The sequence below is a fragment of the Arthrobacter sp. Sr33 genome (assembly GCF_054511195.1).
Genome location: NZ_JBTNDD010000003.1, coordinates 311,749 through 324,553, shown reverse-complemented (window position 1 = coordinate 324,553; position 12,805 = coordinate 311,749). Strand labels below are relative to the sequence as shown.

General features: G+C 62.7%; 15 protein-coding genes. 6 read left to right on the top strand and 9 right to left on the bottom strand.

The features are described 5' to 3' along the window. Positions 1–30: 30 nt before the first annotated feature. The 6 genes from ACX80T_RS06655 to ybaK form a co-directional block, all read right to left on the bottom strand. Positions 31–579 carry an NAD(P)H-dependent oxidoreductase gene (locus ACX80T_RS06655; RefSeq protein WP_019484216.1) on the bottom strand — a complete coding sequence of 183 codons (549 nt, stop codon included), beginning with the start codon at positions 577–579 and terminating at the stop codon, positions 31–33. Continuing rightward, positions 576–1,634, bottom strand: a complete 1,059-nt coding sequence (locus ACX80T_RS06650; protein ID WP_459304025.1) for an LLM class flavin-dependent oxidoreductase — start codon at positions 1,632–1,634, stop codon at positions 576–578. Before ACX80T_RS06650 ends, ACX80T_RS06655 begins: the two co-directional genes overlap by 4 nt. 5 nt (positions 1,635–1,639) lie before the next feature. Beyond that, entirely contained in the window at positions 1,640–2,050 is a 411-nt protein-coding gene (locus ACX80T_RS06645) for a winged helix-turn-helix transcriptional regulator (RefSeq protein WP_116778462.1), read from the bottom strand. 167 nt (positions 2,051–2,217) lie between these two features. After that, positions 2,218–3,243, bottom strand: coding sequence for a M14 family zinc carboxypeptidase (locus ACX80T_RS06640; protein ID WP_459304024.1), 1,026 nt, complete (start codon positions 3,241–3,243; stop codon positions 2,218–2,220). A gap of 241 nt (positions 3,244–3,484) precedes the next feature. Beyond that, entirely contained in the window at positions 3,485–4,651 is a 1,167-nt protein-coding gene (locus ACX80T_RS06635; protein WP_459304023.1) for a M14 family zinc carboxypeptidase, read from the bottom strand. A 133-nt stretch (positions 4,652–4,784) separates the two neighbouring features. After that, positions 4,785–5,270 (bottom strand): Cys-tRNA(Pro) deacylase, encoded by a 486-nt coding sequence (gene ybaK, locus ACX80T_RS06630; RefSeq protein ID WP_459304022.1) that lies wholly within the window; start codon positions 5,268–5,270, stop codon positions 4,785–4,787. A gap of 159 nt (positions 5,271–5,429) precedes the next feature. On the opposite strand from ybaK, the gene ACX80T_RS06625 reads away from it, so the two are divergent. Continuing rightward, positions 5,430–5,972, top strand: a complete 543-nt coding sequence (locus ACX80T_RS06625) for a hypothetical protein (RefSeq protein ID WP_024476607.1) — start codon at positions 5,430–5,432, stop codon at positions 5,970–5,972. Between the two features lie 123 nt (positions 5,973–6,095). Here ACX80T_RS06625 and ACX80T_RS06620 read toward each other — a convergent pair whose 3' ends face one another. Then, entirely contained in the window at positions 6,096–8,219 is a 2,124-nt protein-coding gene (locus ACX80T_RS06620) for an acyltransferase family protein (RefSeq protein ID WP_459304021.1), read from the bottom strand. 146 nt (positions 8,220–8,365) lie between these two features. On the opposite strand from ACX80T_RS06620, the gene ACX80T_RS06615 reads away from it, so the two are divergent. Both ACX80T_RS06615 and ACX80T_RS06610 read left to right on the top strand, forming a co-directional pair. Next, complete coding sequence (locus tag ACX80T_RS06615; RefSeq protein ID WP_459304020.1) at positions 8,366–8,575, top strand: hypervirulence associated TUDOR domain-containing protein; 210 nt, start codon at positions 8,366–8,368, stop codon at positions 8,573–8,575. Positions 8,576–8,578: 3 nt separating this feature from the next. Then, entirely contained in the window at positions 8,579–9,811 is a 1,233-nt protein-coding gene (locus ACX80T_RS06610; RefSeq protein WP_459304019.1) for an NAD(P)/FAD-dependent oxidoreductase, read from the top strand. 47 nt (positions 9,812–9,858) lie between these two features. On the opposite strand, the gene ACX80T_RS06605 is transcribed toward ACX80T_RS06610, so the two are convergent. Continuing rightward, positions 9,859–10,143 carry a MerR family transcriptional regulator gene (locus ACX80T_RS06605; RefSeq protein ID WP_024476603.1) on the bottom strand — a complete coding sequence of 95 codons (285 nt, stop codon included), beginning with the start codon at positions 10,141–10,143 and terminating at the stop codon, positions 9,859–9,861. A 145-nt stretch (positions 10,144–10,288) separates the two neighbouring features. On the opposite strand from ACX80T_RS06605, the gene ACX80T_RS06600 reads away from it, so the two are divergent. The 3 genes from ACX80T_RS06600 (at position 10,289) to ACX80T_RS06590 (ending at position 12,059) form a co-directional block, all read left to right on the top strand. Beyond that, the gene (locus ACX80T_RS06600; protein ID WP_019484227.1) at positions 10,289–10,714 is read left to right on the top strand and encodes an Hsp20/alpha crystallin family protein; all 426 of its coding nucleotides are present in this window, start codon (positions 10,289–10,291) and stop codon (positions 10,712–10,714) included. Positions 10,715–10,814: 100 nt separating this feature from the next. Further along, positions 10,815–11,186: a hypothetical protein gene (locus ACX80T_RS06595; protein ID WP_024476602.1), complete on the top strand. Its 372-nt coding sequence runs from the start codon at positions 10,815–10,817 to the stop codon at positions 11,184–11,186. A 237-nt stretch (positions 11,187–11,423) separates the two neighbouring features. After that, on the top strand, positions 11,424–12,059 hold the full coding sequence (locus tag ACX80T_RS06590; protein ID WP_237715347.1) for a uracil-DNA glycosylase family protein: 636 nt from the start codon (positions 11,424–11,426) through the stop codon (positions 12,057–12,059). Positions 12,060–12,172: 113 nt separating this feature from the next. Here the strand turns inward: ACX80T_RS06590 and ACX80T_RS06585 are convergent, their stop codons facing one another. Next, positions 12,173–12,778: a class I SAM-dependent methyltransferase gene (locus ACX80T_RS06585; protein WP_459304018.1), complete on the bottom strand. Its 606-nt coding sequence runs from the start codon at positions 12,776–12,778 to the stop codon at positions 12,173–12,175. Between the last annotated feature and the right edge of the window lie 27 nt (positions 12,779–12,805).

Sequence of the window (12,805 nt, the reverse complement as noted above, 5' to 3'; positions counted from 1 at the left end):
GGAAATGTCCTTATCGAATGTCTACTTTGCTCACCGGTTGACGGTTTGGTGCAGGCTATCGATGACATCGCCCAGCCCGACCTCGATCCGGCTGTACACCTCAGCGTTGAGCACCAGGTCGCCGTCGAAGTCTCCGGAGTTCGCGTAGAAGCCCACGGGAATGGTCGCGGCCTGGAAGAACCCGAACAGTGGCCGGAGGGCGTGCTCGATGACGAGTGCATGCCGGTCGCTGCCACCGGTGGCGACGAGGATGACCGGCGTGTTTGTCAGCGAGTACTGCCCCACCAGGTCGAAGAAGTGCTTGAACATCCCCGCATAGGAGCCGCGGTAGACGGGGGTCGCGGCGATGAGCAGGTCAGCCGACTCGACGGCGGCGTACTCGGCCTCGACCGCCGGGTCCAGATCCGCCCGCGAGATGGCGCCGGTGAAGGAAGGGCCCAGGTGGTAGACGTTGGTCTGGTGGACCTCGATCGCAAGCTTCTGCGACAGTGACTCGGTAATGAGCTTGACCAGGCCCATGGTCTTTGAGCGTTGGGTGGGGCTGCCATTGACGACGACGACGCGCAGGGGCCGGCTCATGCGTTCACCGATTCGCGGGAGGCAATCTCGGCGCGGATGACGGGCGCCACCTCGGTGCCCAAGCGTTCGATGGCTTCCAGGTGAGTCTGCTGCGGCACTCCGCCGAAGCCCATCTGGAAGACGGCGCGGGAGACGCCGTACAGGTCGTGATAGGTGAGCAGCTTGTCGATGATTTCCTGGGGGCTGCCCACCAGGAGGCCGCCCGCGGGGGAGGCCTGGGCCTCGAAGGCGTTCCGCGGCAGATTGAAACTGGCTCCACGCTGGTGGTTGTTCTCGCCCAGACCGCGGGAGAAGTACGGAAAGAAGTCGTCGCGGGCGCTCTGGCTGGTCTTGCCGACCATGCCGTGGGCGTTGATGCTGATCCGCTGGCTGGAGGGGTCATGGCCGGCGGCAACCGATGCCTGACGGTAGAGATCCACGGGGCGCTCGAACTGGGTGATGGGCCCCAGCAGGAGGGCCAACGCCAGGGGCAGGCCGAGCTGTCCCGTGCGGACCGCCGAGGCGGGGGTGCCGCCGACGCCCACCCAGATGGGCAGGTCGCTGATCGGGCGGGGCGCGATGTCGGCGTTGACCAGCGGTGCGCGCAGGCGGCCCTGCCAGGACACCGGATTTTCGGCACGGATGGCCAGCAATAAGTCGAGCTTTTCCCGGAAGAGGTCGGCATAGTCGCCGAGGTCGTACCCGAACAGGGGGAAGGACTCGGTATAGGACCCGCGGCCAGCGATGATCTCGGCCCGGCCGCCGGAGATGAGGTCAAGGGTGGCGAAGTTCTGGAACACCCGGACCGGGTCCTCGGAGCTGAGCACGGTAACGCCGCTGGTGAGCTGAATGTTCCTGGTTGCCATGGCTGCGGCCGCGAGGACCATGTGCGGGGCTGAGGCGACGAAGTCGGTGCGGTGGTGTTCGCCGACGCCGAAGACGTCGAGGCCCACCTCGTCGGCGACGCGGGCCTGCTCGATGGTCTGCTTCATCCGCTCCTCGGGGGAGGGCATGCGTCCGGTCGTCAGATCGGTGGTCAGCTCGCCAAAGGTGAGGATGCCAAGTTCGAAAGCCATAGTTTTTATCGTCCCTTGTTGAGGTGGTGGTCTGTGGGCGCCTGTTCGGCAGCTGCGGTTTGCTCGGTCACCGAATAGGCATGTCCCCACGCGGTGATGTCCCGCAGAATGGGCAGCAGGGCCAGCCCGGCGACGGTAAGTGAGTAGCGCACGCGAATGGGACGCCCAGCCATGACTTCGCGCTGAATGAGCCCGTCGGTTTCAAGTTCGCGGAGCCGCTTGGCGAGCATGGTGTCGCCGATGTGGGGGACAAATCGGCTGACGTCGGCGAAGCCGGTGTTGCCCTTACCGATCGCCTCGATGATGATGCCGCTCCAGCGCCGTCCGATGACGTCCATGGCGGCCACGAAGGAGGGGCATGCCCCGCCGTCGGCCTCGGCTTGATGCGCGGGTGCCGGACTTTCGTGATCGCTCACGGCGCACTCCCTTCACTGACCCACTGCCGTTGCAGTAGTAACTACGTCAACTGGAGTGACTCCGGTTCTATTCCCCGGGATACCACCCCAGCGCGGCAGCGTCCGGGCAGCACAAAGGGCTGCCCCGAACCGGAAGACCGGCGGGAGCAGCCCTCTGTCCAGCGACCTTATTCCGTGCGGGTGTTCTGCACTGCCAGCGTGTCCCAGAACGAGGTATCGGCGTCTTCGATTGATCCGTCCGACAACGCGCTAACCGTTGCATCCAGAGTGGTAATCGTCTGCTTGATTAGGTACCCATTGCTCTTCTGTCCGAGGATTGCTCCCTCGTTGAAATGGTCAGACATGCCACGCATCTCGAAAAGCAACGTAGAGATGCCGTACTCGACAGCGATTCCATTCCGGCTGATGGTTTCTGCAGAGCCACCAGCGTACTTGCCAAGATGCCCCCACCCGGTGGAGTCCACGGCATCGAATACAACTGCTCCCAGCCGTTTGGATCCCTCAAGGACGTCGGGGTCCACGTTCGGTGTGGTCGGGTGCAAAATGGAGCCTGAGACCAGGCGCCCATCCCGCTCGCTGTTCGCGCCCTGGTGGTGGAGGTCAATCATGTAATCGACGTCGTACTTCGCCAGCACGTTGTTGTGGAGGGCTTGTGTTTCGGGCTGAATTTTGGTGATGTGGTCGCGGTTCAGGTCTACGCCCAGTGCATTGAACCGGGTGAGGTTCCGGTCGCCCTTTGCGATGTAGTTCTCAAGTGAAAAATCGACGTCGCCCATGGCGCCGTCTGCGTTGAGCATCGGAACCACCAGTACATTGACGCCGTCGAGAACATCTCCGGTTTTACCCGTGCCCAGATGCTTGATGTACTCAAGGGCTCCCTCGGTGGTCAACTGCTCGTTGCCATGCTGCTGGGTCAGAAAGAGGATGGTGGGGTTGTCTGGGTTCTGGATGTACTTTGCCAGATAGAGGTCACGCCCCTTTACGGACTGGCCGATCACTTCCAGTTCCATGTGCGGCTGTTTTGCATCCTGGTTCTGCAAAAACTGCACCATCTCGTCGTAGGTGCGGAGGATCGACGTATTGATGGTTTCCTTGCCGCCATACCCGGGGCCTTCGCCTACGGCAATGGCGGCGGGAGTTGCAGTGAACAACAGGGCTCCAGCCAACGCGGCAGCAGTGATCGATTTTTTCATAAACCTGGACCTCTCTTGGGATCTTATGCTTCCGGTCCCGGCGAGCGTACGCAGTGACCGTAACCGGAGCGTAATAGCAAAAAACCGATTGCGCTAGGCAATAAAACTATCTTTGACAAAGTCGGCTTGAAACTGCGGTCCGGTCTGGACAGCTCGTCCTGCAGGGACTATCTTGGGCTGGCCGCGGGGATTCTGCGTCGATGAGCTTTCCGGCGCACAATCCCCGCAACCAGGACTGGTACTACGGTGTGACTGGTATGACGCCCGCGTAGTCGGTCAGGTAGCCGGTCACCGGTGCGTGCGGAATTTCCTCCCACACTTCAGGATCGACAGCCTGTACTTCCTCGGTGGCCAGTCCGAGCAGCAGCGTCTCCATGGCGAGGATGTTCTGCTGGATGCTCTTGCCCCTGGCCTTCTGTCCCAGCGAGCCGTCGCTGGTGTTGCCTGAGGTTTCGAAAAATACCACTGGAGTGGAGTGCCCGGTCGGGTTCATGCCCTGGTAGTCCAGTCCGAGCATCATCGCTGACACCACGCCTCCCTTGATGTCGATCTCGAGGCTGCCTCCTACCTGGTAGCGGTCCATGTTGATGAAGCCTGTTTTGCTGAGTTCCTCGTACACGTAGCCGTGCATCTGCCGGGTGAGGATGTCGTACTCGCCGTTAGCGAGGGCGGGAAGGGTGGGCCCGCCCGGTGCCAGGGAGATGCCCAGGGACAGGGTGACGTCGTCGCCGGTTCCATACTCCTGCTTGAGGCCCTGGTGGTGAATGTCGATGCCGTAGTCAGGCTTGACCATGGTCCAGTATTCGTAGAATGCAAGGGATTCGTCGGCCCGGAATTGGTCTGCGACCCAATCCCGGTTCAGGTCGACGCGCTGCTCATTTCCTGAAGTGTCCAACAGCGGCGCGTTCGCTGCGTCGTCCCAGAGGACGGTCTGCCGGATGTTCATCTCACTTCCATCCGGGTTGTACATCGGGATGAAGTGGATGGTGAAGGCGTCACGGATTTCCTGGTAATTGCTTGATCCGTTGGTGCCGAGGCTCTTGAGCAGACTCAGAATGGATTCAGTTCCATACGGTTCATTGCCATGGATGCGACCCTGTACCCAAACATCCTCGGGTCCGTTTCCTACCGTGGCGACGTAGAGATCCTGGCCCTGTTCGCTCTTGTTGACCGTGGTGCCGGCCTCCTCCAGGGTGAAGACATCCACGTCGTAGCGGCTGTTTCGTTCAAGCTTGAGCAGGTCCTTGACCATGTCCTCGTAGGTCAGAATGCTTGCCGTGCTGGTCTTTCCCTCGGTCGAGGGGAAGTTGGCATCCGCCAGGGCGGGGCCGCTCCCGAGGAGGGGTAATGCAACCACCGAGGCTGCGCCCAAAGCCCAAAGCCTGGTCGATCTAAAGAATTTTCCCATGCCGGAATTCCTCCATTGACTGCGTTGTCATCTAGGGCCCGCCTAGAGGGCGGGTGTCAGAAGATTACTTTCCAGGGGTAACTATTGTCACGGAAACGGACAAAGTTTTTTTACGATAACGGATTCAGGTTCTTTATCGTTGCGCAATGGATGCCACTGTCGCGCTGGTCACCCTGATCAGGTCCGCCGGCGCCAACTCAATCTCCAACCCGCGCCGCCCGCCGGACACCAGGATGGTGGCGAAGCTCAGGGCGGATTCATCGACCACTGCCGGGCTGGTTTGCCGTTGTCCCACCGGGGAGATGCCGCCCAGGACGTAACCCGTCCGCCGCCGGGCCAGCGCAGGGTCGGCGAGTACCGCCTTCTTCCGTCCGGAAGCGGCCGCGAGCGCCTTCAGATTGAGCGAGCTGGAAACGGGGACGACGGCGACCGTGAGCGTTCCGTCCACATCCACCATGAGGGTCTTGAAAACGCGTGCCGGGTCGACGCCGAGGGCTTCCGCTGCCTCCGCCCCGTAGCTGCCCGACCGAGGATTGTGGGCGTAGTTCAGCACTGAGAAGTGGACCCCGGCGGCGCTCAAGGCGACGGTGGCAGGAGTCGCTGCTGGTGTGCGGCTCATGCGGGAAGCCTATGCGATGCCGGTGCCAGCGGGAGGCCTCAAGGCGCCCCGCAGACAGCCGCGGGGTGACCCTGGTGTGCGTAACCACCCGATAGTAAGTATGCTTAGGGAACAAGTTTTGCCGTTATTCAACGGAAATCTATTGGAGGAGTGATCACTATGGCTGGAAATCTACTGGCACGATCCGTTCACGATTTGAGTGCCGCTGCCTGGTTTGGCGGATCCCTGATGGGTGCCGTCGGCCTCAACGGCGCGGCCGCGGAGGCCAAGGATCCGAAGGAACGCACCCGTCTGGCGACGGTGGGCTGGGCCAAATGGACCCCCATCCAGACCGCAGCCTTCGGCGCCCACGCCATTGGCGGCGTCGGCCTCATCCTCGGCAACAAGGGCCGGGTCGCAGGACAGGACGGCGCGCTGGCCAACACCGTCGTCAAGTCAGTCGTGACGGTCGCCGGAATGGGCCTGTCACTGTACGCCGGGATCCTGGGCAAGAAGGTCGGGGAACTGGCCGATGAGGGTGCGAAAGGGGCAACCGAACCAGGCGCCTCCAGCTCACCAGAACTGGCCGCAGCACAGAAGCAGCTCAAGATCGTCCAGTGGGCACTGCCCCTGGTCAGCGGAGTGGTCATTGTCCTCGGTGCGCAGCAGGGCGAGCAGCAGCGACCCGCGAACCTGTTGAGCGGACTCACCAAGCGCCGCTAGGCAGGTCGCTGGACAAACAGCGTGATCCGGACCAGATAAACCATCCGGTAAAGAGAGGGACGGGGCCACCGGCCCTGTCCCTCTCTTCAAGCCCGGTTGGAGGCATCTTGGTCCCGGTTGGCGTCAGCCCAAGGCGGCGTGGAAGCGCTCCTCGAATTGCGGCAGGGTTGTTCCGGTGTAGGAAATGGTGAGGTGGTTGTCGTCCAGGTAGACATAGACGTTGCCCACCACTGGGCTGCAGATCCCTGCGGGGCAGATCAGGTCGGTGAGGTCCATGAAGCGGAGCGCGCCGCCCGTTTCCTGCGCCGAGGGCACCGGCGCGGTCGCGGCAAGTTTCTCGCTAACCGGGAAGGTGCACTCGGCAGCGTCCGGCCCGTGTTCCTCGACGCAGTTGATCATATTGATTTCGAATCTGGGGTTATCCCGCATCCCGATCACGGGGATGCCTGCTTCCCCGAGAATTTTGCTGGCCTCAGCGATACCGGAGACCTCACGTTCGGCAGTGGTTGCCTTGTGGGAGATGGTCGCCATGGTGAACACGACGTCGGGCTTCATCCTTAGCGCGTAGTCCGTCGCGGCGTCGTTGAACGTGTTGCAGGCCTCGGAACGGTTGTCGCTTTCAGTGCCGTAGCTGCACCCACCCAGCAGCAGGGCCGTCACCTGGTAGTTGTTTCGCTGGGCCATAAGTTCGATGGGTTCCAGCCATTGCTCGGTGTGCGAGTCGCCGATGACCAGGATCTCTTTCGCCGGTGTTCCCTCCGCGGGGGTGAAGGAACAACCGCGGACAGCTCGGTCGTTTTCTACCGGAATGTGCTTTCCTACGCACTTCTCGCCGAGCACGCCCCACTCGGCGTCGAGGCTGCCCAGATCCGGTAGCGGCGGTGAGTCACCCGTGGAGCGGTCGACGAAGCCGGGCAGCAGCGAATAGGCGCCCGGATTTTGCGTGTCGGATTGGCTGGCCAGGGCTTGAGCCTGTGCCCGCATGGTCCACTGCACGCTGGCCACCGAAACGGAGACGAGGGTGACGCAGACGGCGATGACTGCGAGGCTGCGCACCCGGCTAGCCTCTACCCGGGGAAGGCTCCGCAGTGGGCGTTCGACAAACCGGGTGGTGAAGTACGCGAGGATCAGCGACAAGCCGATGATGGCCAGGCCCGCAACGGGGCCGACGGCGTCCTGTCCCCGATACACGAGGTAAATGACCAGCACGGGCCAGTGCCATAGATAGAGCGCGTAGGACAGGTCACCCATTTTTACCAGCGGCCCCCAGGAGAGGAGCCGGTCAGCGCCGAAGCGACTTCCGGTTTGCCCAGCGGTGATGATCAGCGCCGCAGCGACGAGCGGCCAGAGCGCAACGAAACCAGGAAACTCGCCCTCGACGTCCACCAGGTAGCCGACGCTCAGCATCCCCGCCAACCCGATCCAGCCCGCCGCTACCGCTGCGGCCTTCGGCAGTTTCACATACGGCAGCGCCAAAGCCAGCAGTGTTCCCAGCGCGAACTCCCACAGCCGGGCTCGGGTATCGAAATACGCGTAGGACTGGTTGGCATCGGTTTGATAGATGGAAAAGGCGAGCGACGCAACGAACAGCGCACCGAAGATCACCGCGGCGACCGTCTGGAACCGGAGGTGAATGCTTTTCGCCACCAGGCTCGCTGCCAGGAAGAGCAGCGGCCACAGGATGAAGACCTGGCCCTGGATGGAGAGGGACCAGAAGTGTTGAAGCGGACTGGCCACACTCGTGTCGGCGTAGTAGTCAACGGATTCGGACGCCAGCAGCCAATTCTGGAAGTAGAACAGCGACGCCCACGACTGCTCGAGCACCATACTCCAGCGGGCCTTCGGCAGAAACAGCAGCGACGCGGTGATGGTTCCGATCAGGACCACGACGACGGCGGGCAGCAGGCGTTTGAACAGGTGCACCCAGTGCGCCAGGAGGGCGAAGGGGGCTCCCCGGTCGGCTTTCCGCACGAACGTCAGGGTCATCAGGAACGCTGAAATGAGCAGGAAGATGTCCACGCCACCGGAGACCCGGTCAAACCAGATGTGATAGGTGACCACCATCAGGACCGCGAGCGCCCGAAGACCCTGGACCTCGGGCCGGAACCCCTTACGTGTCGCCCCCGGCGCGGCCAAAGTCGACGTCGAGGCCGACGACGTCGTCGTCGCCCCGGGTTCCGGGGCGGGGGCTGTCGGGTGATCAGGGAGATGGCGACCGTGCACTGCTGTAGTTTCGCCGTCTTTCATGAAGTCCTCCGTCGTCGTGCAGGGTGATACCCCGCCTGCACGACAGCGTGCGTCTGGTGGCTTCCATCTTTTCATAGGTCAATCCCGCAGTCCTACACGGAATAGGCCGTAGGCTGGTAAGCACACTGTCGATTGAAGGAGTCACTGTGGCACTGACCAAGGGCACGAGCGTGGAGTGGAACACCCCGCAGGGCACTACCCACGGAAAAATTGTGGAGAAGAAAATCAGTGATTTCCAACTGGATGGCAACACCCACCGTGCCAGCGACGACGAGCCACAGTACGTTGTCGAGTCGGACAAGACCGGCGCCAAGGCTGCCCATAAGGCCAGCGCCCTCACCGAGAAGTCAGCCTAGGCCGTGGCCGCTGCCGCAAGCGATCCGCAGCCGACCCGCCATCAAATAGTCATTATTGGCGGCGGAAATGCAGGAATATCGCTCGCAGCACGGCTCCGAAGGTATGGCGCCAAAGGCATTGCAGTGGTGGAGCCCAGCTCCCGGCACCTGTACCAGCCGTTGTTTTCCCACATTGCCGGCGGAACAGCCGAGGCGTCGGAGGCCATCCGGCCTCAGGCCTCGGTGATTCCCCGCGGCGTGACCTGGGTCAGGGACGCCGTCGTCGACATCGACGCAGGCCAGAACACCATCCACCTGGCATCAGGTGACCAGATTCGCTACGACCAGCTGGTGGTTTGCCCCGGCATCCAGAAGGACTGGGACGCGGTACCGGGCCTGGCGGACGCAATGGCATCGAAGTACGGGGCGTCCAATTATGAGATCGAGCTGGCACCCAAGGCCTGGGAGCTGCTGCGGAACTTGCGGCGCGGGACGGTGGTGTTCAACCTGCCACCGGGGCCGCTCACCTGTGGGGGAGCGGCGCAGAAGCCGATGTACCTCGCCTGTGACTATTGGGCCCAGCAGGGCGTTCTCGAGGACATCCGGGTGATGCTGATTGTTCCCACCCCGACGGTGTTCGCCGAGGCGGTGGCCAATGAGGAACTCAACCGCAAGATCGCCGAGTACGGTATCGAGGTGCGCCACAACAGTGAGATCACCGCCGTCGACGCCGTCGAACGCACAGTCACGGTGCAGGACCTTGGTGCTGGCAGCGGTGTCGGTGGCAGCGAGACCCTGACCTACGATGTGCTCCACGCCGTCCCGCCGCAGTCCGCGCCGGATTGGCTCAAGGCCACCGATCTGTCGAAGCCCGGGGACCCTGCGGGATTTGTCGAGGTGGACCCCGAGACGCTGCGGTCCATCAGGTATCCGGCCGTCTGGTCCCTCGGTGACGCGGCGGCGACCCTGAATTCCAAATCCGGCGCCGCCCTTCGGCAGCAGACCCAGGTGGTTGCCAAGAACCTGATGGCGGTCCTGAAGGGCAAAAGCGTCAACGCGAAATACAACAACTATTCGGCCTGCCCGTTCACGGTGTCGCGGTCCACGGTGGTGTTCTCGGAATTTGATGACCAGTACCGGGCGAAGCCGTCCATCCCGTGGAAAGGCATCATGCGGGAGCACCGTGCCACCTTTGTACTGGAGCGGCGCATCCTGCCTCGGGTGTATTGGAACCTGATCCTGAAGGGCCGGGCCTAGGCCGCCCGGGTTACTCAGTCGGCTACTCGCCTGGCCTGCTGGCCGGGTTACTCGGCGGCGTCGAGCTCGTCGCGCAGCCTGCCGTTCGCGGCTTCCAGTACCAGGACCATCCTGATGCCGGCAAGATTCAGTCCCTCGCCGAGTAGTTGCTCGATGCGGCGCAGTGTCGCCAGATCAAGATCGCTGTACTTCCGGGTCCCGCCGGGGGTTCGGGCCGGGTCGAGCAGGCCCTTCCGCTCATAGAGCCGCAGATTCTGCTGTCCCATTCCGACCAGCTCAGCCGCCACCGAGATGGCGTACAGGCCGGCGCTGGGGTCTTGTTTCTCAGTCATCTCCAACCCTCCAGCCGTGGTCCGAACTTATCGAACAATCCCTCTTGCATCAGTCTCTCACCAGTGCTATAAAAAATCTATGTCAATCACTACAGATGATTGGCAGGCTATTCATCAACTCAAGATGCTGAAGGAGTAAGGAACCATGTTGATGCGTACCGACCCATTCAGGGAGCTGGATCGTCTGGCCCAGCAGGTCCTCGGGACGACCGCCCGCCCGGCAGCGATGCCGATGGACGCGTGGCAGGAAAACGAAAGTTTTGTGGTGGCCTTCGATCTTCCAGGCGTCGACTCGAACTCGATTGACCTCGATGTGGAGCGCAACGTGCTCACCGTCCGTGCCGAACGGAGCTCCTCCGCCCCAGACGGAACCGAGCTGATCGCCGCCGAGCGCCCCCGCGGCGTCTTCAGCAGGCAACTGATCCTCGGCGACACCCTGGACACCGAAAAAGTGAAAGCAAATTACGACGGCGGCGTGCTGACCCTGCGCATCCCAATCGCTGAGAAGGCCAAGCCACGGCGGATCGAAATTGAAAGCAATGGGCAGTCCCGGCAGGAGATCAACGCCTGACGAGCGGCCCGCAACGAGCAGGGGCGGCCCTTGTCGGGGGGCAACGGGGGCCGCCCCACTTCCGCAGTAGACGACGGTTGAGGAAGTTAAGGGGTACATGATGTCCGGATGGCGGCGGTACGACGCTCAGCTGGTTCCCGCGTTCTATGAGCGTTTCGAGGAACGCTGGGGAAAGGGTGCCGCCCCGTTCCTTGACCCCGCGGTGGGTGGCGAGCCGCAGCCGCGCGCCCAATGGATCAATGTGGATACCGGCGCAGCTGTCGCAGCCGTCCCGATCTGGGGTGATGACCAGTCGCAGCGGTCTTTCGGCGTGTTCTATCTCCCCCCTCAGGGAGACATCTGGGTGCTCAGGCCCGGCCACACCGCATACCTGGAATCCAGTGATGCGGTCGACGACGTTTCCCTGCGCAACGATGCGTTCAAGAAGGCGGTGTCCTTCGCGAAAAGTTTCATCTACGGCGACGATGCCTAGGTTGGTCATCGGTCGCCGTCGGGCGTGCAGGTCTCCCACCTTCGCCGGGGTAACGGCCAGAAACGCGGCGTGTTCGGCGGGACACGCCGTCGTCGGCCCCGGAAGTTGGGGAATCCTGCACGCAGTCCATGCACTCCAGCAAGGACCGGGTGACCCCGCGTTCAGCTTGGGCGCGTAAGCTGGAAGACTGCGGACAACATTATTGCCACTTCAGGCATTGTCCGCGAGGAGGCAAAATTGGCACGACGCATGGCGGACCCGGCTTACCGAGCACAGCAGTGGGAACGACGTTACGACCCGAATATCGAAGAAATCAACCGGATGTGTGACACTCTGGCCGAGCAGAAGCCGGACCGTTCACTTCCCTACATTGACCCCGCACATGACCTCGACGAGTGTCGGATTGTGAGCCTGTTCTCCAACCCGGGTGCAAGCCTCGCCTCAGGATTCGTGTCGGCGGAGAACGACGATCAGAGTGCTATCCGCACTGCTGAAATTTACGAAAGCGTTGGGCTGCAGCCCAAGTTCGTGATGCCCTGGAACGTTTACCCCTGGTACGTCACAGAGGTAAAGGAAAAGGCCCTCACCCCAGAGCAGATCGATGAAGGCGTCAAGCCATTGTTGGCCTTCCTGCAGCGCGTCTCTCGCGCCTCGGCCCTCGTGGCTCACGGCACCGATGCGCACAAGGTGGCACGCCGCCTCACCCAGCTGGAGAACCGGGCCATTCAGCGCCGCGGTTTCAAGGTGTACAAGGTGCGCTCCACCGGCGACCGCGCGTTTGCGGGATCCCCGGCGAAGCAGGAAGTGTGGCGCCAGGAAATGCAGGCCGCCTACACCGATGCGATGGCACGCGCTGGGATCAGCCGCGCCTGATCAAGTGCTGGGTTGATCCAGTACTGGGTCGATCAAGTACTGGGTTGATCCATTACCGCCTGACGGCACCCGGGGAGCAGCTTTCGTGGCTCTCGCCGGGTGCCGTTTGTCGTTTAGACGGCGTGTTTGCGGGCTAGGACGGCGACCAGGAACGACGACGTCGGCTCCCACGGCCTGAGATCCCAGGTGGAGAACAGGGATTGTCGTTCGAGGCCGGCTGCGTCGGCGTCGGCGAAGAAGGTTTCGACGGCGTACCCGCGGTCGCTGCCGAAGCCCACCACCAGTCGGCCGTCCGGCATCAGATGCGCGTGCAGCCGCCGGAGCACCTCGGGAGCTGTTCCGGGTGCCAGGAACGGCAACACGTTTCCGGTACACACGATCAGTTCGAAGGTTCGCGCCAGCTCCAGGGTGCTCAGGTCCCCGGTCTGCCACCGCGATGTTGGATGGTCGTGCTGTGCTGCGGCGATGAGCTCGGCGTCCGCGTCAACACCCATGACATGGTGACCCAGCCGCGCCAGTTCCCCGCCGACCCGGCCGGTGCCGCAGCCGGCGTCGAGGATCTGGCTCCTTCGCCCGGCCATCGCGTCCAGCAGCCGCGCCTCACCGTGCAGGTCACGGCCCTCTTCACGCATCGCCTCGAACCGTTTGATGTAGCGGGCGGAGTGCCCCGGATGTTCACGGTTTTCTGTAGCCCAAAGGGTCTCGTCATTCACGGGCACAGCCTACTAGGCATACGATCAGGAGGG